At 43.2% G+C, this 26,662-nt stretch carries 14 protein-coding genes and 1 tRNA gene; 13 read left to right on the top strand and 2 right to left on the bottom strand.

Annotation, left to right across the window (positions count from 1 at the left end):
- Positions 1–33 precede the first annotated feature (33 nt).
- Positions 34–2,769: a putative LPS assembly protein LptD gene (locus AB5062_RS05610; protein WP_008671498.1), complete on the top strand. Its 2,736-nt coding sequence runs from the start codon at positions 34–36 to the stop codon at positions 2,767–2,769.
- Between the two features lie 89 nt (positions 2,770–2,858).
- Here AB5062_RS05610 and AB5062_RS05605 read toward each other — a convergent pair whose 3' ends face one another.
- The gene (locus tag AB5062_RS05605) at positions 2,859–3,521 is read right to left on the bottom strand and encodes a uracil-DNA glycosylase (protein ID WP_005840435.1); all 663 of its coding nucleotides are present in this window, start codon (positions 3,519–3,521) and stop codon (positions 2,859–2,861) included.
- Between the two features lie 560 nt (positions 3,522–4,081).
- On the opposite strand from AB5062_RS05605, the gene AB5062_RS05600 reads away from it, so the two are divergent.
- The 4 genes from AB5062_RS05600 to AB5062_RS05585 all read left to right on the top strand — a co-directional run bounded on the left by AB5062_RS05600 (position 4,082) and on the right by AB5062_RS05585 (position 11,034).
- On the top strand, positions 4,082–7,153 hold the full coding sequence (locus tag AB5062_RS05600; RefSeq protein ID WP_368326846.1) for a SusC/RagA family TonB-linked outer membrane protein: 3,072 nt from the start codon (positions 4,082–4,084) through the stop codon (positions 7,151–7,153).
- 19 nt (positions 7,154–7,172) lie between these two features.
- Positions 7,173–8,876 (top strand): RagB/SusD family nutrient uptake outer membrane protein, encoded by a 1,704-nt coding sequence (locus AB5062_RS05595; RefSeq protein ID WP_368326847.1) that lies wholly within the window; start codon positions 7,173–7,175, stop codon positions 8,874–8,876.
- A 55-nt stretch (positions 8,877–8,931) separates the two neighbouring features.
- Positions 8,932–9,390 (top strand): hypothetical protein, encoded by a 459-nt coding sequence (locus AB5062_RS05590; protein WP_118292461.1) that lies wholly within the window; start codon positions 8,932–8,934, stop codon positions 9,388–9,390.
- Between the two features lie 144 nt (positions 9,391–9,534).
- Positions 9,535–11,034 (top strand): putative Ig domain-containing protein, encoded by a 1,500-nt coding sequence (locus AB5062_RS05585; protein ID WP_118292462.1) that lies wholly within the window; start codon positions 9,535–9,537, stop codon positions 11,032–11,034.
- Positions 11,035–11,127: 93 nt separating this feature from the next.
- Here the strand turns inward: AB5062_RS05585 and asnA are convergent, their stop codons facing one another.
- Positions 11,128–12,168 carry an aspartate--ammonia ligase gene (asnA, locus tag AB5062_RS05580; protein ID WP_005851270.1) on the bottom strand — a complete coding sequence of 347 codons (1,041 nt, stop codon included), beginning with the start codon at positions 12,166–12,168 and terminating at the stop codon, positions 11,128–11,130.
- Positions 12,169–12,370: 202 nt separating this feature from the next.
- Here asnA and AB5062_RS05575 point away from each other — a divergent pair.
- From AB5062_RS05575 to AB5062_RS05540, 8 genes are all read left to right on the top strand, one after another.
- Positions 12,371–12,442: transfer RNA gene (locus AB5062_RS05575), tRNA-Arg, on the top strand.
- 311 nt (positions 12,443–12,753) lie between these two features.
- Positions 12,754–16,029 (top strand): TonB-dependent receptor, encoded by a 3,276-nt coding sequence (locus AB5062_RS05570; protein ID WP_005840431.1) that lies wholly within the window; start codon positions 12,754–12,756, stop codon positions 16,027–16,029.
- 19 nt (positions 16,030–16,048) lie between these two features.
- The gene (gene nanU, locus AB5062_RS05565; protein ID WP_005840429.1) at positions 16,049–17,551 is read left to right on the top strand and encodes a SusD family outer membrane lipoprotein NanU; all 1,503 of its coding nucleotides are present in this window, start codon (positions 16,049–16,051) and stop codon (positions 17,549–17,551) included.
- A 132-nt stretch (positions 17,552–17,683) separates the two neighbouring features.
- Positions 17,684–19,324, top strand: coding sequence for a sialidase family protein (locus AB5062_RS05560; RefSeq protein WP_005851277.1), 1,641 nt, complete (start codon positions 17,684–17,686; stop codon positions 19,322–19,324).
- A gap of 3 nt (positions 19,325–19,327) precedes the next feature.
- Entirely contained in the window at positions 19,328–21,334 is a 2,007-nt protein-coding gene (locus tag AB5062_RS05555; RefSeq protein WP_118292387.1) for a family 20 glycosylhydrolase, read from the top strand.
- Position 21,335: 1 nt separating this feature from the next.
- On the top strand, positions 21,336–22,001 hold the full coding sequence (locus AB5062_RS05550; RefSeq protein WP_005840423.1) for a GDSL-type esterase/lipase family protein: 666 nt from the start codon (positions 21,336–21,338) through the stop codon (positions 21,999–22,001).
- Entirely contained in the window at positions 21,998–24,061 is a 2,064-nt protein-coding gene (locus AB5062_RS05545; RefSeq protein WP_118292388.1) for a GDSL-type esterase/lipase family protein, read from the top strand. Before AB5062_RS05550 ends, AB5062_RS05545 begins: the two co-directional genes overlap by 4 nt.
- 26 nt (positions 24,062–24,087) lie before the next feature.
- Complete coding sequence (locus tag AB5062_RS05540) at positions 24,088–26,655, top strand: glycoside hydrolase family 2 protein (RefSeq protein ID WP_118292389.1); 2,568 nt, start codon at positions 24,088–24,090, stop codon at positions 26,653–26,655.
- Positions 26,656–26,662: the final 7 nt, after the last annotated feature.

The following is a 26,662-nucleotide window of genomic DNA, read 5'->3' as shown; positions in this document are numbered from 1 at the left end:
ATTTTGCCCCTCAAAAGCGTAAATGATTTGTGAATGACGCCACTAAAACGACATAGATTTATAACATTCCTACTACTATTTGCATGCCTGTCACTTTCTTTAAGTACAGGTGCTCAACGCAGAAAGCGGAATTCTGCATCCGGTAATGATTCCCTGAAAGTAGATAGTGCTTTGGTAGATACGTTGTCTATCGATACGGTTGCACCTAAAAAGAAACAGCCGTTGGATGCGCCTGTTATTTATGAAGCAAATGACTCTATCGTATTCACTGAGGGCGGATATGCCCATCTGTATGGTGACGGTAAGGTGAACTATGAGAAAATAGAGTTGACCTCTGCCGTGATTACAATGAACATGGATAGCAGTACGGTGTATGCCCGTGGTGTTCCCGACTCGGCTGGCGTGGAAAAAGGTACTCCTGTCTTTAAGGATGGCGAGACTCCGTATGAGTCAAAAATCATGCGTTATAACTTCAAGTCGAAGAAGGGGTTCATTAATAATATCGTTACTCAGCAGGGGGAAGGATACGTTACCAGTGAGGAGTCGAAGAAAGGTGCTAATGATGAACTTTATTTGCGTCACGGACGATATACTACGTGTGATAATCACGAACATCCTCACTTCTATCTGAAACTTTCCATGGCGAAAGTGCGTCCTAAGAAAAATGTGGTTTTCGGTCCTGCCCAGCTGGTGGTGGAGGATGTGCCGTTGCCTATCGCCATTCCTTTCGGATTTTTTCCGTTTAACAGCAGTTATTCGTCAGGATTCATTATGCCTACATACGGTGATGAAATGAATCGTGGTTTTTATTTGCGTGATGGGGGATATTATTTCGCCATCAGTGACCGTATGGATTTGAAAGTGTTGGGTGAGATCTTTACGAAAGGTTCATGGGGACTGTCCGTGCAGTCTAATTATAACAAGAGATATAAATATAGCGGTAATTTCAATGCCAGTTATCTGGTAACGAAAACCGGTGAGAAGAATATGCCGGACTATATGGTTACAAAAGATTTCAGAATTGCATGGAGTCACAGACAGGATGCCAAGGCTAACCCTAACAGCTCTTTTTCGGCGAATGTGAACTTTGCGACCAGTAGTTATGACCAGCGTAACCTGAGTAGTTTGTATAACCCGCAGCAGTATTCAAATAACACCAAGACGTCTAGTGTGAGTTATTCGCGCAATTTCCCCGAAATAGGATTGAATCTGTCCAGTACATTCAATATCTCTCAGAATACGCGTGACTCTTCTATCAGTGTGACGTTGCCGGATTTGAATATTTCATTGAACCGTATTTATCCGTTCAAGCGTAAGAAAGCGGTAGGTGATGAACGTTGGTATGAGAAAATCTCACTCCAATATACCGGCCAGATGACGAACTCGATTAATACCAAGGATAATCTGATTCTGAAGCAGGGTTTGAATAAATGGACTAATGGTATGCAGCATAAGATTCCTATCAGCGCTACATTCACTTTGTTTAAATATATCAACGTTGTGCCTTCTTTCAACTATACCGAGCGCTGGTATATGCGCAAGGTGGAGCAGAGTTATGATCCGTCGGCACCTAATAATGTGCGGAGAGATACAATCAACGGTTTCAACCGTGTGTATAACTATGATTTGAGCTTGCAGGTGAATACCAAGATGTATGGTTTCTACAAACCGTGGAAGAAATTGTTTGGCGACAAGATTGAAATGATCCGTCACGTCTTTACTCCTTCGGTGAGCATGAGTTATGCACCGGACTTCAGTACGTCCAGGTATGGATATGTGGGAACGTATACTTATACTGATACGGATGGAGAAGTACGTACTCAGACTTATAATCCATATGAAGGTTTGCCTTACTCTTTCTCGCCCAGTGGTAAATCCGAGAATTTCACTTTCTCTATAGATAATAATGTGGAAATGAAAGTGAAATCCGATGCGGATACTACCGGAGTGAAGAAAATCAGCTTGATTGACCAGTTGGGAGCCAGTATTTCCTATAATGCGGCGGCTAAAGAGAAACCTTGGGGAAATTTGAGTATGAATCTGCGCTTGAAACTGACCAAGAGTTATACTTTTAATATGAACGCCCAGTTTGCTACGTATGCTTATGAGTTTGATAAAGACGGCAAGGTAGTGGAAGGCAACCGTACAGAATGGTCATACGGACGTTTTGGTCGTTTTCAGGGGTATAGCGGTTCTTTCTCGTATACATTGAATAATGATTCGTGGAAAAAGTGGTTTGGTCCGAAAGATGAAAAGGACAGTAAGGGGGATAAAGACAAGAAGAATGAAAATCTGGATGAGTACAGTGATGATGGCAATGAAAACACGGAGGAAGAAGATAACTCCGGTTTGAGAAAGACAGAGAAGGCGGCTATAGATCCGGATGGCTATATGGCTTTCAAGATGCCATGGTCATTGAGCTTGAGTTATAGTTATAGTATTCGTGAGGACAGAAGCAAGCAGATTAATATCAAGACGATGCGATATCCTTATTCGGTGACTCATTCATTGAATGTTTCCGGTAATGTGAAGTTGGGTAGCCGCTGGAATGTGAATTATTCTTCGGGGTATGATTTTAATACGAAAGAGATGTCAATGACAACGGTCAATATCAGCCGTGACCTGCACTGTTTCAATATGAGCTGTGGCTTGGTATTCGGTCCCTTTACTTCCTATAACTTCAGTATTCGTGCTAACTCCAGTATGCTGACCGATGCTTTGAAATGGGATCAGCGAAGCAATACGGGTAGTGCGGTGAATTGGTACTAGGAAGAAGTTGGGAATAAAAAAATGAGAAATGGTTTCTGATAACAACACGCAACCATTTCTCATTTTTTTATTCTGTTTTTTATTTATGTCTACCACTCAATCGGTGTTTGCCCGTGCGCTTGCAAATATTCGTTGGTACGGCTGAAGTGCTTGTTGCCAAAGAAACCGTTATAGGCTGACAGGGGGGACGGATGTGCAGAAGCCAGTACCAGGTGCTTGTTGCGGTCTATGAAGGCGCCTTTTTTCTGTGCATAAGATCCCCATAAGATGAATACAATATTTTCACGTTGTTCTGCCAATACACGGATGGCGGCATCTGTAAATTCCTCCCAGCCCCGTCGTTGATGAGAGCCTGCCTGGTGGGCACGGACCGTCAGTGTGGCATTGAGTAATAAAACTCCTTGATTCGCCCAGCGGGTCAGGTTGCCTGAAGTAGGGATGGGAGCACCCAAATCGCTTTGTATTTCTTTGAAAATATTTTGTAGGGAAGGAGGAAAAGGTACTCCGTCATTAACAGAGAAGCAGAGTCCGTGCGCCTGGCCGGGACCATGGTAGGGATCTTGGCCGATAATGACGACTTTCACTTTGTCAAACGGGCACAGATTGAAGGCGTTGAATATAAATCTGCCCGGTGGGTAAATAGTGGCAGTCTGGTATTCGCTTCTTACAAACTCAGTGAGTCTGATAAAGTAATCTTTTTCAAATTCGGGTGCCAGATGTTGTTTCCAGCTTTCTTCTATTTGTACGTTCATCTTATTTTATTTTTTAATTTTCCCAAAGATAGGGAAAGTTTATAAACGATGTTACGTTTCGAATGATAAAAATAAGCTTCGTTTTCATGGAAATCGCTCTATTCTTTTTCTACTCCTAAGAAAAAGTAAATTTCAGATGGAAGTATGCTTTTTATTTTCAGCGGTTTGAGTAGGTGGGCATGTGTAATGACTAAGTTCTTTGAGAATTAAATAATAAATCTGCTCTATCCGGGAACAAATATAGAAATTATTTTCAATTTTCATTGTTAAATCCGAAAGTATTTTTCTTATGAATGAGGCTTTTTATTAAATGTATATTTAATAAAATAGGTTTATATTGCTGAATATTAGCCTAATATAGCTTTTATTCCAATTTATTAATTTCTTCTTATTTTGCGCTTTCTGGTAGAAAACAGGTATCACAAATAGGGCCGAAACGGGTTCTTCATGCTCTTGAATAGGCTTTTAAAGGCGTGGCTAAGTTCTCAAAGAACTTAGCTAATTAACATCTGTGTATTTAAAATTATTAAAAATATTATTTAATCTAATGTCTAATTTTAATGGAGAAAAGCATGAAAAAAAATGTGCCTGTTCCTTGTTCGTTGAGGCAGATATTGTCCTTGGCGTTGCTATTACTTGGATCGACAATGGTAGCACAAAATCTCACAGTGAAAGGTCTTGTTGTGGACAGCAGTGCAGAACCTGTAATTGGGGCAAACGTGTTGGTAGAGGGAACTACCAATGGGACAATTACAGATTTTGAAGGGCTCTTTACGCTGCAGAATGTCCCGAGTAAAGCCAATCTTGTAATTTCTTTTATCGGGTACAAAACCCAAGTTGTCCCTGTAAGTGGGCAAAAAGACTTTAAAATTGTATTGAAAGATGACAGTGAACTGATTGATGAGGTGGTGGTGATTGGTTACGGTACGACTTCTACCCGTAAGATGGCTTCTTCCGTTACGGCGGTGAAGGGCGAGAAGTTGCAGGACTTACCGTTCAATGACGTGGTCAGCTCTTTGCAAGGACGTGCCAGCGGCGTCATCGTCCAGCAGTCCGGAGGAGAACCGGGATCGGTTCCGTCCATTTCAATCCGTGGAGGTGGAGCTCCCATTTATGTAATAGATGGTGTGATTTCTGACTCTTGGGATTTCAATACTTTGAATCCGGTAGATATTGAGAGCATGTCCATATTGAAGGATGCGGCATCTTTGGCCGTATACGGATCGCGCGCTGCCAACGGTATTATAATGGTGAAGACCAAGCAGGGCGGCAAAGGCAAAATAGCCGTAACTTATTCATTTAATGCGGAATTCAGCCAGCCCACCATGATGATGGAAAAGACCCGTGCTTATGATTATGCGGTACATCAGAATTTGGTGCGCGAAAATGATTTCCTTTCTCCCACCTTTGATGATACGCAGTTGCAGGCTATTCTCAACCAAACTGATCCCTACAATCTGGCAGACACCGATTGGCAGGACTTGGCTTTGAAGAATTTTGCCCCGCAGTACAAGCATTCCCTCTCGTTGAGCGGAACCAGCCAGCGGGTGAATTATTATGTGTCATTGGGCGCTTTCGACCAGGGGAGCTTGTATCGTTCCAATGCATTGAATTACAACCGCTATAATCTCCGTAGTAACATCAATACCACGTTTGATGAAATAGGATTGAAAGTGGGTGTCAATATCAATGGCGCCATTGAGAATAAAGAATATCCGTCCACCAGTGCCGGACGTATCTGGGAATTGCTGGCCGATGTGTCCCCCTTGCAGCCGGCTTATAATGAAGACGGTACTTACAGGGCGCTGACGGACCATCCGTTGGTACTGACCGACAAACGCTCGGGCTATGACAAGAACGACGGAAAGTATATCAATGTACAATTGGTAGCCGACTGGACCTTGCCTTGGCTGAAAGACTTGACTTTGGGTACCATGTTCAATTACAGGGCAAACGACTCGCATGTGAAGAACTTTTCAACAAAGGCTCCCCAATACAATGCCGACGGTTCGTTGTACCCCATTGCCAAACCATCTTTGACGGAAAAAGGTTATTGGGGATCAATCTATAACTTTGAGTTGAGTGCAGCCTATATGAAGACTTTTGCCGAGAAGCACACCATAGACGCCAAAGCTGTCTTTACTGTTTCGGAGAGTGACGGTTCCGAGTTCTGGGCTTCTCGTAAGGAATATATGTCGGCAGTCGTTGACCAGTTGTTTGCAGGTTCGCAAGAAGGCCAGCTGAACTCCGGTAACTCCAGTGAAGGAGGAAGAATGGGTTTTGTAGGCCGTTTGAAGTACGATTATGAGAACCGTTATATCATTGAAGGCAGCTTCCGCTATGATGGCTCTGATAATTTTGCACCGGGACACCGTTGGGGCTTCTTCCCTTCGGGCGCAGTAGCCTGGGCGCTTAGCGAAGAACCCTTCTTTAAAAACCTGGACTTGAAGTTTGTCAACTTGTTGAAGTTCCGTGCTTCTTATGGACAAACAGGTACGGAAGCGGGCGTGAACCGTTTCGGCTATCTTTCTACTTATTCCATGGATACGACGGGTGCTGTGGTAGGAGGTGCCTTGGTGTCGGGCTTTAACGAAGGGGCTTTGGTCGCTCCGGAACTGTTGAGCTGGTACACTGTCAATTCCTTGAACTACGGTCTTGACTTCTCGTTGTTCAAACAACGCTTTACAGGTTCGCTGGATTATTTTTATTACGTAACCAAAGGTGGTTTGATGAGTCCGGGCGACCGTTATACCACTCCGTTAGGCAAATCGCTTCCACAGATAAAATCGGATAGCGAACAGCGCCGCGAAGGTTTTGAGTTTTCATTCCGCTGGAGAGATACTACTGCCCGTAAGTTTACTTACAAAGTGGGCTTGAACATGACTTATTATAACAATTTGTGGAAGGTAAAAGCGGATGAAGGCGAAACCAGCCTGAAGAACCCTTGGAAGCGCCAGACCCATCAGACGGACTATTTCGGTATCGCCTATTATGACAGGGGCTTGTATCAGACTCCTCAGCAGATTGTAATGTACCCCCGGCGTACTTCTTCTGCGGACACCCGGCTGGGCGACATCGCCTATACGGACGTAAACGGTGACGGAAAAATAGACGGAGAAGACCAGGTACGCATAGGTATGCCTACCAGTCCTCATTTCACCTTCGGTGTGGACTTCTCCTTCAATTATGAAGGATTTACGCTTTCCGGATTGATTTACGGAACGGGTAAACGCTATCTGGGATTGGGCGACCGCTTGAAAAAGGGTGAAGCCAAATACCTGTATTATAAAGAACAACTGAACTATTGGCGTCCCGATAACACAGATGCCGATTTCCCGCGTGTCTCGACTTCTGCCAATGTCAATGGAAGCAACAACCAGGCTGCGTCTACTTTCTGGTATAAAAACGCTCAGTTCTTGCGCTTGAAGAATCTTTCTTTAAGTTATGACTTGAAATATAAATTATTGAAGAAATGCGATTGGATATCCACGCTCCGCATTAATCTGGCAGGCAGCAACTTGTTCACTATCTCCGGCGTGAATGATTATTTCGACCCGGAAACATCCGATACAAGTGCTAACGGTTATCCTGTACAGCGCGTTTATTCAATTGGTGCAACAATCGGTTTTTAAAGTAAGGGAGGAATAAACAATGAAGAAACTCAAAAATATACTGGCAGTCGTTCTTTTAGCTGCCGCAACGTTTTCTTGTAGTGATGTATTGGACAAAGGTCCGCTAGATAGCTATTCGGAGAATGATGTATGGAAAAGCACGGATTTAACGCAGGCTTTCCTCTACACTACACTCAGAATATCTACCGACAAGTTGATACAGAATGACCGTTGGACGGACAATGACATCATTCTGGATGATGGGGAGGCCACGGCCATCAACAAGGACTTGAAAGACAGATATTATGATGCCGGATGGAATGTTTATGAAAACATCCGCCGTTGCAATCTGGTGATAGCCAAAATGGCCGATGCGCCTTTTACGGAAGGCGAACGCGCCAACTTTATAGCCCAGGCTAAATTCTTTAGGGCAATGACTTATTTTTCTCGCGCACGTCTTTTCGGCAAACTGATGTTGGTCAAGGAGTTGGTGGACAAAGACGAGGACATGACTCAGTATGGCAGGACGGCCACCATTAAAGATACGTATGACTTTATTTTGCAGGACTTGAAAGACGCTGCTTCCGGATTGAGAGCCAGTGAACCCACAGGAATGCCGACCAAAGGTGCTGCTTATGCTTTGCTGGCCGAAGCTGCATTGCACGGTGCGGCTTACATTGAAAGCGGACAAAGTGAATATTACGAAATAGCCCGGCAGGCCAGTGAGGATTTGTTTGCGCTGAATGTCTATTCATTGGACACCGATTACAAGAATATGTTCAATGACTTCGACCATTCCCAGAACTCGAAAGAGATTATACTTGCCCAGTGGAAGAGCTCGGATAATACCATTTTCCAGAATACGTGGATGCAGGATCTGGTTCCCAACAACGACAACAATAAGAATAAGGAAGGATCGCTCCCCTTGCTGGTTGAAGAGCTGGCAGGCTGGCCCAAGTCTTTCCCTTCCGTTGATTTGGTAAACCAGTATCTGGTAGTGGATGAGGACGGCAAGGCAAAAGAATGGGATGAAACGTCTTATTATCAGAACTTTTTAGCAAAAGGGGGATATGTGTCCAATGCGATTTATAAGAATAGGGACAACCGTTTTTATGCTTCCATTGCCCAGGATTCTTCCAACTATTTTAAGAATACCATCACGATGAGAAAAAAGGGTAACCTGAACTGGGCGTCGAAAGCTGCCGAGATATGGGGAACTCCTATTTCAGGATATGTGTATCGCAAAGGAGTGTACGAGGCTGTAAGGTTGTTGAACAGCGAACCTACTTCTTATCACTACGTACTTTTGAGGTTGGGACGTTCTTATCTGAATTATGCTGAGGTCATGTTGCGTCAGAACAAAGTGAATGCCGCTATTGAATATATCAATAAGACCCGTACTGTTCATGGCGGTTTGCCTGAATTGCCTTCCGGATTGTCAGCCGAAGAGGCGTGGAAAGAATATAAACGGGAACGCCGCATCGAACTGCTGCACGAAAATGACCGCTACTGGTCTTTGCTTCGTTGGGGTAAGGCCGACGGACTGGAAATTATGAAGGAGCTGAATACACACCAAAATGCATGTATGGAAATAGCAGAGGATGGCAAGTCGTTTGAAATCATTGATTTACCTTCTAATATTTCGGATAATAATCATGCCTTTACTTCCAGGCGTTATTTATTCCCGGTGCCGCAGTCGGAAAGAGATGTCAATCCCAGTCTGGACCAGAACCCGGAATGGTAATGCGGTGAAACGTATTTTTTAATATAAGTGGAATTTAAAACAAAATATTGCAGATATGAAGAAAATTATAAATATAGCGATGCTATTGGTACTGTTGGTATCAGCCTCTTCGTGCTTGAAATCCGGATTGGATGACCTGCCGACTTACGATGAGGCTAAGATTACCAATATCTATTTTGAATACCGTTGGTATGACGACGGTGCAAAACAATTGCGGGTTCAAACTTTGACACTTGCCAAGACAATAGATGAAGAAAACAATACGGTTACGTGCAAGATTACCGTTCCCGGAACCAATGCTCTTTTTACAGAGCAGATTCGGAATGAAGTTTCGTTGAGTAATATTGTATGCTACATTGATATGTCTACGGCCGCACGTCTGAAACCTTTGAATGGTGCTCCTACTTTAGGGGAGGTGCAAGATTTCTCGGCAAAGGATTTCCGTTATCTTATTACTGCCGCTAATGGTGATAAAAGAGAATGGACTATCAAGATACAGGATTTTATAAAATGAGATTTTAACATAGCTGAATAGGTATTAGGATTACTGTGATTGATTAACTGGAGGTGCCGTGAGGAAAAGCGGCACCTTCTTCGCTTTTTCTTATAAATGTGTATTTTTACAGACCGATTTAACCTATTAATTTTATAAATCAAGATGATGATGAAAAGAAGTTTAACTCCCACAATATTCGTTTGGGTGCTTGTGCTGGTTCTGGGAACCTTTCAAGCGGTGGCAAACGGAGCAAATCCTCGCTTGTTTGAGGGCGCACCTCAGATCAATCCTCCTTCTATTATAGGTAACTATCCTTCTACGCCTTTCTTGTTTTACATTCCCACTTTGGGAGAACGTCCTATGCAATGGAAGGCCGACGGACTGCCCCAAGGGCTGGTGCTGGATGAGAAGACAGGGATCATAAAGGGGCAGGTATCCCGGAAAGGTGTTTATAAAGTAAAGCTGGTTGCTGAAAATAAATCAGGTAAAGACGAGAAGGAATTGCTTATAAACATCGGTGATGCACTGGCTTTAACCCCTCCTATGGGCTGGAGTAGCTGGAATACCTTTGGAAGGCATCTCACCGGAGAACTGATAAAAGAAGTGGCCGACGCGATGGTGGCCAATGGTATGCGCGATTTGGGATATGCCTATATTAATATAGATGATTTCTGGCAATTGGCAGAACGGGGGGCGGATGGACATATTCAAGTGGATAAGGAGAAGTTTCCCGATGGCATAAAACCGATTGCGGACTATCTGCACGAACGGGGATTTAAACTTGGCATCTACTCCGATGCGGCAGATAAAACTTGCGGGGGAGTATGCGGCAGTTATGGCCATGAGGTGACGGATGCCAATGACTTTGCTTCGTGGGGAGTGGACTTGTTGAAATATGACTATTGCAATGCGCCGGACGGAAGGCAGGATGCGATGGAACGTTACACGGTGATGGGGAAGGCGCTGCGTGCTACAGGCCGTTCCATTGTTTTCAGCATCTGTGAATGGGGACAACGTGAACCGTGGAAGTGGGCCAAATCCGTAGGCGGGCATTACTGGAGGACTACAGGAGATATCGGCGACCATTGGTCTAATGCTGTCACGGGTCCGGGTTGGGGTGTCATGGAAATAACGGATATAAACGGGAAATTGGATAACTATGCAGGTCCCGGCGGTTGGAATGATCCGGACATGCTGATTGTGGGGATTTCAGGAAAAAGTATGTCTATTGCTGATGCAAAGAGTGGCTGCTCCGATGAACAGTATCGTTCGCACATGAGTTTGTGGTGTATGATGGCTTCTCCTTTATTGAGCGGAAATGATGTACGCGATATGACGTCGGTTACTTTAGAAACTCTGACTAACCCTGAAATCATAGCCATCAATCAGGATGTGCTGGGCAGACAGGCAGAGAGGGTTATCCGTCATGATAAATACGATGTCTGGGCTAAACCGCTGAGCGACGGTTCGGTGGCAGTGATGTGTCTGAACCGTTTTGACGAGCCTGTGACAGTGCACCTTAATGACAAGACCATTCCCGGAGTTACCACGAATACCGGGATTCGTGATGTATGGTTGCACAAAGAGTTAGGAAAGTTTCCGCAAGGAATGAATGTGGAATTGGGGGCTTATCAGTGCAAAGTATTTATTTTCAAGAAATAAAGTGTGGCGGATAGAAAAAGAGGATGATGAAAGAGAAAACCTGAGAGCTTTCTTTTTACGTCATCCTCTTTTTTCATTGCTGATGGATTATAATCAAATAAGTTGCATACCCAGTTGGGCGCATTCTTTTCTCATCTCTTCGGGCCATATACTGGCTTGGATTTCACCTATGTGGGCTTTCTGTAAATAAAGCATACAGAGTCGTGATTGTCCTATACCACCGCCGATACACAAAGGAAGAGTTTCATTTAGCAGGCGTTTGTGGAAATACAGTTCTTTACGTTTTTCCTGTCCGCTGAGTGTCAGTTGGCGGAGCAGCGCTTCTTTGTCTACACGGATACCCATAGAGGAAAGTTCGACGGAACGGTCCAGTACTTTGTCCCAAACTAACAGGTCGCCATTCAGACCGGGAAGTCCGGTTTCCGGGTTGATTGTGGTATAGTCGTCATAGTCAGGTGCGCGCAAGTCATGTTCTTTACCGTCACTCAGTTTGCAGCCTATACCTATAATAAATACCGCACCGTATTTTTGTGAGATGGCATGTTCACGTTCTTTCGGACTCTTGTCGGGATACATCTGGCAAAGCTCTTCCGAGTGGATGAAATGAATGTCATGTGGCAGGAAGGGTTTGATCTGCGGGTACATTTCACATACCATATATTCTGTGCGGCGCATGGCTGCATAAATACGGGTTACTATTTGTTTCAGGAAATCAACCGTGCGTTGTTCTTTGGTAATTACACGCTCCCAGTCCCACTGGTCTACATATAGCGAGTGGAGATTACCTAATTCCTCGTCAGCCCGGATGGCGTTCATGTCTGTATAGATGCCATAACCCGGCTCTATATTGTAATCGGCCAAAGTCAGCCTTTTCCATTTTGCCAGTGAATGGACAACTTCGGCCTGTGCGTCTCCCAAGTCTTTGATAGGGAAAGATACCGCCCGTTCGGTTCCGCTCAAGTCATCATTGATACCCATTCCCTTCAATACAAATAGCGGGGCGGTGACACGGCGCAGACGTAATTCTGAAGACAGGTTCTGTTGAAAGAACTCTTTTATTTGCTTAATGCCTAACTCTGTTTGTTTTAAATCAAGCAAGGCTTTATAGTTAGCTGGTTTAATTAGGTAACTCATTGTAAAATAGATCTAGTTGTTTTAATTGCTTGCAAATATAGAAATTATTTGTGATATTGTTATATATTTAGCCGAAAATATAATCAAATTGATTGTTTTATACTTAAATTAATGAGCAAAATATTATTTTGATAGATAAATATCCCAAATTATTAGGATAAAGACAATATATTTTGTACTTTTGCACGTCCAAGTTTCAGACGCACCCGTAGTTCAATGGATAGAATACCGGATTCCGGTTCCGACGATATGAGTTCGATTCTCATCGGGTGTACAATTCAGTAACCTCTTTGCAAAGAATTGCAAGGAGGTTTTTTCTTGTTATATCTTCTCCGTATGAACCTTTTTTCCTTTTTTGAGTTATTCCCTTATGTAACTTTTTAAAATATGCCTTAATATTTAGTTTATTCTAAAAAACAAAGACTAATAAAGAATATAGTTCCTTTTGTTTCTTGTATATACTAAATATATGTGCATATATTCGCTGTTGATTTTAAAATTATTTTCTTTTTGAGGGGTTTTAAAACTAACACTTAATTAAACTTTTTTATTTAAACATTAATTTATCAACCAAATCTGAGATTCATGAAGAAAGCTCTCTTTTTTATCGTATGCCTCTGTTTTGCAATAAACATGATGGCGCAAACAAAAACGATAACAGGGGTAGTGGTAGATGCCACCGGTGAACCTGTTATCGGAGCGAGTGTCCTGGAGGTGGGGACAACAAATGGTACAATAACTGATGTAGACGGTAACTTTACTATCCAAGTGCCTGTGGGGGCAAAACTGGATGTGAGTTATATAGGTTACAAAACACAACAAATTGTAGTGGGAGTGCCAAACACCTACAAGGTTATTTTAAAAGAAGATGCAGAAATGCTGGATGAGGTCGTGGTGACCGGTTATGGAATGAGTCAGAAACGTTCGTTGATGACGAACTCTATTTCAAAGTTGGATGATAAAGTATTACAAAATGCAGCTATGAGTAATGCGGCCCAATCCTTGCAGGGAACTGTCAGCGGATTGCGTGTGACAAATACTTCGGGTAAACCGGGTAGTTCGCCCAATATCGTTTTGCGTGGTGGTGCTTCCATAAACAAGAATCTGGAAGGGCCGTTGGTCGTGGTGGATGGCCTTGTGCGTTCTATGGATGATATCAATCCTTCAGATATTGAATCCATACAGGTACTGAAAGATGCGGCTTCCACAGCTATTTATGGTGCCCGTGCCAATAACGGCGTAATTCTGGTGACAACCAAGAAGGGGGTGGAAGGCAGGACACAAATTACTTATAAGTTCAAAGGGGGTGTGAACTTTGCACGTGAAGGGTATAAGTATTTGGATGCCGGTGACTATTTGTATTATCAACGTTTAGGTTGGCAGCGTACCAATGGCGGTACAAGTATGGAGAACCAGAAAGGTTTTGGGGTTAACTCCGGAGTGGATCTGGCCTTTATGACAGATGCAAACAAACATTTGCTGAATGAAGGATGGCGGTCTATGGCGGATCCTGTGGACCCTGATAAAACTTTGATTTTTAGAAACCATGCCGGTGAGCTGCATGATCTGACTTTCCGCAATGCCGCGTTTACACAAGATCATTATCTGAATTTGTCGGGAGGTAATGACAAAGGAACATTTTCCTCATCTTTAGGGTATTATTCGGAAGACGGTCAGATAATTTCTACCAATTATCAGCGTGTGAACGGGACTATCAACGGTTCATACAAGTTGTTGCCCGTTTTGACAGTGAATGCCGGCGGTAGTTTTTCATGGTCCAAGATGCCCGATTTATGGACTTACGACTTGAAAAGCCCTTGGAACGGAGAAACGGGAGAGTATGAGTTGTTCTATCGTACCATGAGTATGTTTCCCACCTGGAATCCGTGGAATGAGGATGGAAGTCCTGCTGCCGGATGGAGTAATCAGGATGGTAATCCTTATTATTGGAAAGATAAACTGACTCGTTCTACAACGAACCGTAAGACTTCGTTTAATATTGGTTTTGCTTTGGAAATCCTTCCGCAGCAATTGTTCCTGAATGGAAACAGTTCTATGTATTATACAGACAGTCAGTTTGAACTGTTTGAAAAGAAATATCAACAGATAGGACAAGCTCCCAATACCAATCGTAATGCTTCTCAAACAAATACAAAAGTTTTTCAACAACAGCATGCATTGACTCTGGAATATAAAAAAGGTTTTAGCGGACATAATATCAATGCCATGGCAGGTGGTGAGTATTTTGATTATCAGTATCAGAACCTGGAAGCGCGTGTTTCCGGTGCTCCTACAGATGATATACCTACTTTAAATGCGGGCACTAACCGTACTTATACTACTTCTGTCAAAACCGGATATCGCATTCTTTCCGGTTTCGCCCGTGTTAACTATGATTATAATTATCGTTATATGGTGTCCTTGGTAGCCCGTTATGACGGTATTTCCAAATTGTCCGACAATCGTTGGGGATTTTTTCCGGGTATATCTGCCGGTTGGAATGTGCATGAGGAAGCTTTCTTTAAAGATTCAAAGTTTGCGGAAGTAGTATCCTTGATTAAACCGCGTATCAGTTATGGGTTGAACGGTAATGTAAACGGTATCGGTAATTTTGATGTATATGGTAAATATGGTTCGGTAGGTGCTTATAATGGTAATCTGGGTTATTTGAATACAGGGGTGGTCAATAGTAAATTGCGTTGGGAAAAGAGCCATACGTTTGAACTGGGACTTGACTTGGGCTTTTTCAATAATCGTATTCATATGATTATGGACTATTATGACCGCACGACTTCCGATTTGCTGACTGATGTGAATTTGCCGGAATATACAGGATTTCCCTCGTTCAAAACGAATCTGGGTACTATCAGCAACCGTGGTTTCGAACTGGAAGCCAAGGTGAATCTGCTGACAAGGAAGGACTGGTCATGGGATGTCACCGCTAATACTTCGTTTGTGAAAAATATGGTGAAGAAGCTGCCTTTTAACGGGAATGTGAACAACCGTCAGGGGGGTGAGCAGGTATGGGATCCAAAATCCAACTCGTTGGTTTGGGTAGGCGGCATTCAAGAAGGAAAAAGCTTGGGTGATATCATTGCTTATAAACAAGTGCGTATCTTGCGTGACTGGGATGATGTGAGAAATCATGCCGGTGATTTTGTGGATGAGGTTGCCAACCTGTATGGGCCGAATAAGGCTGCCGAATATGCGGGTAAACCGGGATGGAAACCCATTGAGCCGGGAGATGTACTGTGGGATGACAAGAATGGGGATAATGTTATAAATTCATACGACCGTCAGGTGGTGGGTAATATTTATCCGAAATGGACCGGTGGTTTTTCTACCACGCTGAACTATAAAAACTGGTCTTTGTATGGTCGTTTTGACTATGCGGTAGGTCATACCATTTACAATGATTTGAAAGCAAGAATCTTGGGGCAGTATAACGGGTCGTTCAATTTGATTACGGATGTCAGAAATTCGTGGTCTGAAAACAATACGGAAACTAGTATTCCTAAATTCTATTGGGCCGACCAGAATGCGAAAAAGAACATTACCCGTTCCAATAATGGTACAACGAATCTGAACAATAATAACTCTACTTTCTATGAAAAGGGGGATTATTTGTGTCTGCGTGAGGTAACCTTGAGTTATAAATTCCCGAAGAATCTTATAAATAAGGTGTTCTTGACCGATGCGTCCGTGTATGTTACGGGACAGAATTTATTCTATATTACCGGATATGATGGAACTTCTCCGGAACCGGTTATGGATATTCAGGCAAATGGTCGTGGCGGTATAGACAATGGACGCTATCCTACACCAAGAACCGTCCTGTTTGGTTTACAATTGTCATTTTAATGTGTAAAAAAGAAAAGGTATGAACATAAAAAAGATAATATTGGCTTTTGCCGCATCGGCTATGTTGGCCGGTGGATGTACTTCGTTGGATATGGACCCGGTGAGCGATATCACTGACTTGAATTACTGGAAAACTCCGGAACAGTTTGATTCATTTGTTTTTGGACTGCATAGTCGCTTCAGGAGCCATTCGTGGAATATGTTTTTGTTGGGTGAGGCAAGAAGTGATGTCTTTGGGGGAATTCCTTTCGGTGGAGAAGCTACCCAGGGGATGGAACGTTTTCCTTATAATACATTGAATGCGGAGAATCCCGGAATCAGCGGGTTTGGTGATTTGTATCAGAATATCAACCAGATGAACTTGTTTATCAGCAGAACTCTTCATACGGATGTGCTGACTGAAAGTGCCAGGAATTATTATTTGGGACAGGTGTATGGATTGCGTGCTTACTATATGTATCAGCTATATCGTTCATGGGGAGATGTCGTGTTTACGGAAGAGCCTAGCCTGGGTTTTGAAGTGGGTAAACTGGCAAAGGCGGCGACTCCGGCTGCCGAAATCTTTGAGCAGGTAAAAAAAGATATAGAATCTTCATTAAGTTATTTTGGATCCGATTATACCATAAAGGAAAAAAAATCGCTGTGGTCAAAGGCTGCCACATTGATGCTGAAAGCGGATGTATATCTGTGGAGTGCCCATCGTGACGGGGGAGAAGGAGATGCCCGGACAGCAAAGAATGCGTTGGTTGACATACAGAATAATATTAGTCGTAGCAATCTGGACTTGATGGATACTTATCAGGGAGTGTTTGCTTATGATAATAAAGGTAATAAAGAGATTATCTTTACCATTCATAATGAATTGTTTGAATACAATCTGTGGAATGGAAATAATGATTTGTTTCCACAGGCTGATTATTTAGGGAAATTCTATAATGCGGATGGTACTTTGATAAATACGTCGGTCGAGAATAATTTCGGTATCATGCGCCTGATGGTGAAATTGGAAAACTTCAAGAAGTTTCTGCCGGGAGACACTCGTCGTGACGTTACATTGAAAGATGTATATAATAAGGTGGAAAATGGCAAGTTGGAATTGGTGGGGGTGTATCCGCATAAGTATTGGGGAGTTATGAATGGGAGTACACGGGTGAGATGTGATGATTATCCTATTTATAGATATTCGGATTTGCTATTGATGCTGGCTGAGGCGAAAGTGCTTTTGGGTGAGGATCCGGCTACAGAGATAAACCGGGTGCGCCGGCGTGCGTTTGGTGATGCGTATGATGCTTCAACAGTGGGGTTTCCCAATCAGGAAGTCGATAAGCGTCCGGCGGATGCTGTCTTGCAGGAACGTTTGTTTGAATTTATGCTGGAAGGTAAACGATGGTATGACTTGAGGCGTTTTGGCGATTCGTACGTGCTTGACTATACTCCGGCGGAGCCTGCCCGTCTGCTTTGGCCTATCAACCAAGGAGCTCTTACTAATAATCCATTGTTGAAACAAACGGTTGGTTATTAAATTTTTGTCGGATAAGAATCTTTAATTGCATAAAAAGACGGTGTTCTTTATGAAATTAATAAAGAAACCGTCTTTTTATTTTCTAATTTCAATAAAAACTTTTATTTTTACACCCGTAAAATTATAAATATTATGAGAAACCCTAGCTTATTACTGCTAATTGTTGTTTTTATATTAGCACCCTTCAAGTTGAGTGCGGCGGCAGATACGGTTGTTGTCCGCGAAACCCGGATTCCTGTGTTGATTGAAAGGCAGGATAATGAGTTGTTTCATTTACGTATAGAGGCTACTCAAAGTCAGATGCTGAATGAAGTGAAGTTGGACTTCGGCAAAGACGTGAATTTGAATGAAATTGAATCTGTGAAACTGTATTATGGTGGAACTGAAAGCGTGGAGAGGAGGGGAAAGACTTATTTTGCTCCGGTAGATTATATATCTAATAATACTCCGGGAAAAACATTGGCTGCCAATACTTCTTATTCCGTTTTGAAGTCGGAAGTGAAGGCCCCGAAGCGTGAGGTTGTATTGAAAGCTGACCAAAAATTGTTTCCGGGAGTGAATTATTTTTGGATTAGCCTGCAAATGAAGCCTGTTGCTTCTATCTTGTCCAAAGTGTCGGCAGAAGTGGTGGAAGCTAAGATTGACGGACAGGTTGCTCCTTTGAAGATAGCCCGTAAGGCGGATACCCATTATATGGGGATCGGCGTGCGCCATGCCGGTGACGACGGGGCTGCTGCCTATCGTATTCCCGGATTGGCCACTTCAAATAAAGGAACCTTGTTGGGGGTATATGATGTACGCTATAATAATAGTGCGGATTTACAGGAGTATGTGGAAATAGGTCTGAGCAGAAGTACGGACGGAGGTCAGACTTGGGAGAAAATGCGCATTCCGATGGCATTTGGTGAATATGATGGGTTGCCTAAAGCACAGAATGGAGTAGGCGATCCGGCCATTTTGGTTGATAAGAAGACAGGAACTATCTGGATTGTCGCTGCCTGGACACATGGTATGGGAAATGGGCGTGCGTGGTGGAATTCACAAACAGGCATGGACCGTAATCATACAGCACAATTAATGATGGTGAAAAGTGATGATGATGGTAAGACCTGGTCGGAGCCTATGAATATAACAGAACAGGTGAAAGATCCGTCATGGTATTTCTTGCTGCAAGGTCCCGGTAGAGGTATCTCTATGGAAGATGGAACATTGGTCTTTGCCAGCCAGTATATTGGTAATGACCGTATTCCTAATGCCGGTATTATATACAGTAAGGATCATGGAAAAACCTGGAATATCAGTACATTGGCACGCACTAATACAACTGAATCTCAGGTAGCGGAAGTGGAACCGGGAGTGCTGATGCTGAATATGCGTGATAATCGTGGTGGCAGTCGTGCCGTTTCTACAACTACAGATTTAGGTAAAACATGGAAAGAACATGAGTCTTCACGTACAGCCTTACAGGAACCGGTTTGTATGGCCAGTTTGATTAGTGTTAAAGCTAAAGAGAATGTATTGGGTAAAGACATCCTTTTGTTCTCTAATCCGAATGATGCCAAGAACCGTCATAGCATTACCATCAAAGCAAGTCTGGATGGTGGGGTGACTTGGTTGCCCGAGAATCAATTGCTGCTGGATGCCGGTTGGGGTTGGGGATACAGCTGCTTGACTATGATTGACAAGGAAACAGTAGGAATTTTATATGAAAGCAGTGTGGCCCACATGACTTTCCAAGCGATAAAGCTGAAAGATATTATTAAGACCAAATAAATAATGAAACGCAGATTTTCTAGTTTTATTGGTATGATACTGGTTTGTGCTGTAACTATAGCACAAACCAGTATCTCGTTACTTCCTAAACCTCAGTTGTATAAGGATACGGGGAAGAACTTTACTATGGGAAAGGTGAAACTTTCTACTCCGGTGTTGAGGCCGGAGTGGGAAGTTTTTATCATGAATGCAGGTGGTGAGATTGTTGAACACTCGTCATCGGTGATTGAAGTGGAACTGGTTCCGTCTATTGAGGAGGCCAGGTTAAATGGGGCTGAAGCCTATCGTCTTTCTGTTTCAAACAAGCGGATAAAGATAGAGGCTGTAACAGAACAGGGAGTGTATTGGGCTATGCAGACACTTCGGCAATTGGAACGGAAAAAAGGGAAGAGAAGTTCTGTTGCCGGATGTGAGATTGTAGACTGGCCGGCATTCCGGATACGCGGATTTATGCAGGATGTGGGACGCAGTTATATTTCAATGGAAGAATTGAAAAGAGAGATCGAGATTTTATCCCGGTTTAAGATTAATGTATTTCATTGGCATCTTACTGAAAACCAGGCATGGAGATTGGAAAGTAAAATCTTTCCTATGCTGAATGATAGTGTGAACACCATCCGTATGCCGGGTAAATATTATACGCTGGAAGAGGCACGCGATTTGGTGGATTTTTGTAAGAAACATCAGGTGTTGTTGATTCCTGAGATAGATATGCCGGGGCATAGTGCTGCCTTTGTGCGTGCTTTCCGCCATGATATGCAAAGTCCGGAAGGGATGAAAATATTGAAACTGTTGCTGGATGAGGTGTGTGAGACATTTGATGTGCCTTATTTACATATAGGTACGGATGAGGTGGAGTTTACCAATCCGCATTTTGTACCCGAAATGGTGGCGTATGTACGCTCAAAAGGGAAAAAAGTAATATCCTGGAATCCGGGCTGGCACTATAAACCGGGGGAAATAGACATGACACATTTGTGGAGTTACCGTGGAAAGGCGCAACCGGGTATTCCTGCTATCGATTCCAAATTTCATTATCTGAATCATTTTGATGTTTTCGGTGATATTGTAGCTTTGTACAACAGCCGTATTTATGATCAGGCAGAAGGCAGTGAGGACATTGCGGGAACTATATTGGCTTTGTGGCACGATCGTTTGATTGACAATGAGTGGAATCTGGTTATTGAAAATGGCTTGTATCCCAATATGCTTGCTATTGCCGAGCGTGCCTGGAGAGGGGGAGGTACGGAATATTTTGACGGACTGGGTACGATACTTCCACCCGAAGACACGGAAGCATTCAAAGAATTCGCTGATTTTGAAAAGCGTATGTTGTGGCATAAGGAGCATACGTTTAAAGGATATCCTTTCGCCTATGTAAAACAGACTAATGTAAAATGGAATATTACGGATGCTTTTCCTAATGGGGGAGATATGGATAAGGTGTTCCCGCCTGAACAGGAATTAAAGGATACCTATCATTATAACGGGAATACGTATGGTGTACGTCAGGCAATAGGGGCAGGTATTTATTTACGCCATGTCTGGGGGACGTTTGTTCCCGGATTTTATGTCGATCCTAAAGAGGATCATACCGCGTATGCATATACTTGGGTATATTCTCCTAAAGATCAGGAAGTGGGGTTATGGGCAGAATTTCAGAATTATAGCCGTTCGGAGATGGATCTGGCTCCGCTGCAAGGTAAATGGGATTATAAAGGTAGCCGTATTTGGATTAATGATAGGGAGATAATGCCTCCTGTATGGACAGCAACCCATCAGGTGAAGAGTAATGAAATTCCATTAGGAAATGAAAATTGTGTGGCACGTTCTCCACTGGCTGTGCATTTAAATAAGGGTTGGAATAAAGTGTTCCTGAAATTACCTGTCGGTAAGTTCCGGATGGACCAGACGCGTCTTGTGAAGTGGATGTTTACTGCTGTCTTTGTGACTCCTGACGGAGAAAGGGCGGCAGAGGGATTGATTTATTCACCAGATAAACAAAAATAAAATGAAACGTATTGTCTTATTGTTATTGGGATTATTATTAGCGTTACCCCAGTTTGCTCAGGAACGCAAGTATTCTACTTTTTATGAGCAGAGAGCGACTTTGTTTGAAGAACTTCCGGTTACTTCAAAAGATATTATTTTTTTAGGGAACAGTATTACCAACGGTTGCGAGTGGGCTGAGTTGTTCCAAAATAAGAATGTGAAGAACAGGGGTATCAGTGGAGATATCTGTATGGGGGTATATGACCGTTTGGATCCGATTGTAAAGGGAAAACCGGCAAAGATTTTTTTATTGATCGGTATCAATGATGTTTCTCGGGGAACGTCTGCGGATAAAATTATTTCAGAAATAAGTATGATTGTTCGGAAAATAAAGCAAGAATCTCCAAAAACAAAATTATATTTGCAAAGTGTATTGCCGGTGAATGATTGTTACGGTATGTTTAACGGGCATACATCACGCTGGCAGGTGGTAAAACAAATTAATGATTTGTTGGAACCATTGGCGGTAAAGGAAGGAGCTGCCTATATTGATTTGTATAGTCATTTTGTGGAGAAAGAGACAGGCAAGATGAATCCAGTATATACTAATGACGGATTACATTTATTAGGAAAGGGATACTTGCTGTGGCGTGATATTGTAAAACCTTATGTTGACCAGAAATGAAGAAGACATTAATACTGATTTTATGTTTGTTTCTTTGTACCGTTTCATTTGCACGGAAGCGGGTGAAGGTTGCTTGTGTAGGTAATAGCATTACCTATGGCATAGGTGTATCCGATCCTGATAAGGAGTCCTATCCTGCCCGGTTACAGCAAATGCTGGGTGAAGGGTATACGGTGGAGCGTTTTGGAAAGCCGGGAGCTACGTTGCTGAACAAGGGACACCGGCCTTTTATGCAACAGAAAGAGTTTAAGGATGCATTGGCTTTTGCCGGTGATGTAGTGGTTATTCATTTAGGAGTGAATGATACAGATCCGCGTGATTGGCCCAATTACCGTGATTTTTTTATAGCGGATTATCGTGCACTGATTGATTCGTTCAGAGTGGCGAATCCTGAATGTCGTATTTTGATTGCCCGTCTGACTCCGATTGCCGACCGCCATCCGCGGTTTGAGTCCGGCACACGCGACTGGCATGATGAGATTCAGCTGGCTATAGAAACGATAGCGAAATACGCACAAGTACAGTTGATAGATTTCCATGCACCTTTATATCCATATCCTTTTATGTTGCCCGATGCTGTCCATCCTGATAAGGAAGGTGCGGCTGTCCTGGCAAAAACGGTGTATGAAGGCATAACCGGTGATTTTGGCGGTTTGCAAATGCCGGAAATTTATACGGACAATATGGTATTGCAGCATGGACGTCTGCTGACTATTCAGGGAAAAGCGGATGCCGGTGAGAAAGTAACTGTTTCCATAGACAGGCAGCAACTTCAGGCTGTGACGGGAGCAGATGGAAAGTGGGCGGTGGATGTCCGGCCATTGAAGGCGGGCGGTCCATATACGCTGACTGTTTCTACAGAAAAACGGAAACTGGTCTATGAAAATGTGTTGGCGGGAGAAGTGTGGCTCTGTTCCGGACAATCGAATATGGAGTTTTATCTGAATTGGAGTGCGACTGCCGCACAAGATGTTCCTCAAGCTGCAAATAGCAATATCCGTTTATATGATATGAAAGCCCGTTGGCGTACGGATGCGGTGGAGTGGGATGCTTCGGTACTCGATTCATTGAATCATCTGCAATATTATAAGGATACACGGTGGACAGTTTGTTCGCCTGAAACAGCCGGTAATTTCTCGGCGGTGGCTTACTATTTCGGAAAGAAATTGCAGGATAGTTTGCAAGTCCCTGTAGGACTGATTTGCAATGCCATTGGCGGATCTCCTACTGAAGCATGGATAGACCGTAGTACATTGGAATATCGTTTCCCGGCTATTTTACGTAATTGGATGCAGAATGATTTTATCCAAGACTGGGTGTGTGGGCGTGCTGCCTTGAATGTAAAGCAGTCTTCCAATAAATTGCAACGCCATCCTTATGAGCCTTGTTATTTGTATGAATCGGGTATCCGTCCTTTGGAACAGTTTCCGGTCAAAGGCTTTATTTGGTATCAGGGTGAGTCTAATGCCCATAATCGGGAGGCTCATGAAAGGTTGTTCAGATTGTTGGTGGAAAGTTGGCGCAAGAATTGGGGGGATGCGGAACTTCCATTCTATTTTGTCCAATTGTCCAGTATAGACCGTCCGTCATGGACTTGGTTCCGTGATAGCCAGCGTCGTTTGATGGCGGAGATTCCTCATACCGGTATGGCTGTCAGTTCAGATAGGGGAGACTCATTGGACGTACATCCCAAACAGAAAAGAGAAGTCGGTGAACGGTTGGCTGCATGGGCTTTGAATAAAACATACGGATATAAAAATGTCATTCCTTCGGGACCGCTTTATAAATCAGTCGTATTTAGTGGAGGTGCGGCTTATATTTCTTTTGATTATGCGGAGGAGTTGTCCACTTCGGATGGGAAACCGCTTCGTACATTCGAAGTGGCAGGTGATGATGGATTATTTTATCCGGCACAGGCTGTTGTTGAAAACGGTAAAATAAAAGTATGGAGTGACAAGGTGAAAGAGCCGGAAACGGTTCGTTACGGATGGCAGCCATTTACCCGTGCCAATCTGGTAAATGGCGCCGGTTTGCCTGCATCCACATTCCGGGCTGAATAGTATATGAATTAATAAAGATAGGTAAGATGAAGAAAACATTAAAAGTTTTGATGATGTTAGGATGCTTTCCGATGATGCTCAGTGCAAAGGAGTATAAGAAGTCAGAGAGTCTGAGTCTTGATAAGGGATGGGAGTTCGCCCAGGTCGGCCGGAACGAATGGTTGCCGGCTACGGTGCCCGGAACGGTACATCAGGATTTGATTTCTCATAATAAGCTGCCTAATCCATTTTATGGGATGAATGAGCAAAAAGTGCAGTGGGTAGAGAATGAGGACTGGGTTTATAAAACTACTTTTAATGTGACGGATGAGCAACTCTCGCAGGATGCTGCCTTGTTGATTTTGGAAGGGTTGGATACGTATGCGGATATTTACCTGAACGGCTCTTTGTTGGAACGTACGGACAATATGTTTGTCGGCTATACTCTTCCGGTAAAAGAGGTGTTGCGGAAGGGAGAAAACCATTTGCAGATTCTGTTTCATTCACCTGTCAAGCAAACTTTACCCCAATGGGAAACCAATGGTTTTGATTATCCTGCTGATAATGATCATAGTGATAAGCGGGTTAGTATCTATAGCCGTAAAGCGCCTTACAGTTATGGCTGGGATTGGGGAATCCGCTTGGTAACCAGTGGTATTTGGCGGCCTGTGACACTGACTTTCTATGATGTGGCACGCATTGATGATTACTATGTACGTCAGGCTTCGGTAACAAAAGATCTGGCGAAAGTTGAAAACCGCCTGACTGTAAACAGTGTTTCTGCAACTCCTCAGAAAGCGGAAGTAACCGTTGCTTATTCTTATAAGGAGGGTGAAAAGGTAACCGAACAGAAAGAGGTGACATTGCAGCCGGGAACAAACCATATTCTTCTTCCCATAGAGATACGGCAGCCTCATTTATGGATGCCTAATGGTTGGGGGGAACCTGCATTGTATGACTTTGAAGCCGTAATAAAGGTGGATGGTAAAGTGATAGCTTCTCAAAAAGAGCGTATCGGACTCCGTACAATAAAGGTGGTGAAAGAAAAAGACGATCAGGGAGAATCCTTCTATTTTGTAGTCAATGGTGAACCTATGTTTGCCAAAGGCGCGAATTTTATCCCGGATGATGCTTTGCTGCCTAACATTACTGAAGAACGTTACCGCCAGTTGTTCAAGGATGTGAAAGATGCCAATATGAATATGATTCGTGTATGGGGTGGAGGAATTTATGAGGATGATGCTTTTTATCAGGCGGCGGACGAGAATGGAATTTTAGTTTGGCAGGATTTTATTTTTGCCTGCACTACTTATCCGTCCGATCCTGCTTTTATGAAACGGGTAGAGGCCGAGGCGGAATATAATATCAAGCGTTTACGGAACCATGCCAGTCTGGCTATGTGGTGTGGAAACAATGAAATTTATGAAGGTATGCGCTACTGGGGATGGGATAAGAAATACACTGATCCCGGTATTATGGAAGGAATGAAGCAGGGCTATGACAAACTTTTCCGTGAGTTGTTGCCTCGTAAAGTAGCTGAACTTGATCCGGACCGTTTCTATATGCATGGTTCTCCGTACGAGGCCAATTGGGGACGTCCCGAAAGTTGGAAGATTGCAGACAGCCATAATTGGGGTATCTGGTATGGTCAGAAACCGTTTGAAAGTCTGGATACGGAAATTCCGCGTTTTATGAGTGAGTTTGGTTTTCAGGCATTTCCTGAAATGAAGACGATTGCTACTTTTGCCTCACCGGAAGATTATGCATTGGAATCGGAGGTGATGAATGCTCATCAAAAAGCCACTATCGGTAATTTCCTCATCAAGAAGACTATGGGACTGTATTATAAAGTGCCTGAAGATTTCGATCAGTTGGTTTATATGGGTTTGGTTTTGCAGGGGGTAGGAGTGCGCCAGGGTTTGGAAGCCCATCGTCGTAACCGTCCCTATTGTATGGGGACTTTATATTGGCAGCTGAATGACAGCTGGCCGGTCGTTTCCTGGTCGAGCATTGATTATTATGGCAATTGGAAAGCGTTGCATTATCAGGCAAAAAGAGCTTTTGCTCCGGTATTGGTAGATGCTGTCAAGGAAGGGGAGGATTTGAATATTTATGTTATGTCGGACAAGCTGGAAGCGGATAAAGAGGTGACTTTATTGTTGCGTGTGATGGATTTTAATGGAAAAGTTCTGACTAAAAAGAGTATCAAGGGTGAGGTTCCGGCCAATGCTTCCACCTTATATTATAAGGAACCTTATGCGGGTATAACAACAAGTCCTCAAAATACTTTTCTTCTAATGACATTAAAAAATAAGAAAGGTGAGGTTTTATCCGAAGAAATTTATTACTTTAACCACGCAAAAGATCAGGAGCTTCCGAAGACTGAGATCCGCTATAAAGTGAAGCCGATGGATGGAAAATATGAAGTGACTCTGTCTGCCAGACAGCTGGCCAGGGATGTGTTCATAGAGATTCCTGTTCAAGGTGTGAGATTTACTGACAACTTCTTTGACTTGTTGCCGGGACAGACAAAGAAAGTGATTATTACTTCAGATAAACTGAAGAAGAATGAAAAGGTTGATATAACTATTAAGCAATTAAGTGATACTAACTAATCAATTA

This window comes from Phocaeicola sp. RTP21359st1_B8_RTP21360_211022 (assembly GCF_040911965.1).
In the GTDB taxonomy this organism is placed as follows: Bacteria; Bacteroidota; Bacteroidia; order Bacteroidales; family Bacteroidaceae; genus Phocaeicola; species Phocaeicola vulgatus.
The sequence above is the reverse complement of the archived record's forward strand: the minus strand, read 5'-3'. Positions and strand labels throughout refer to the sequence as shown.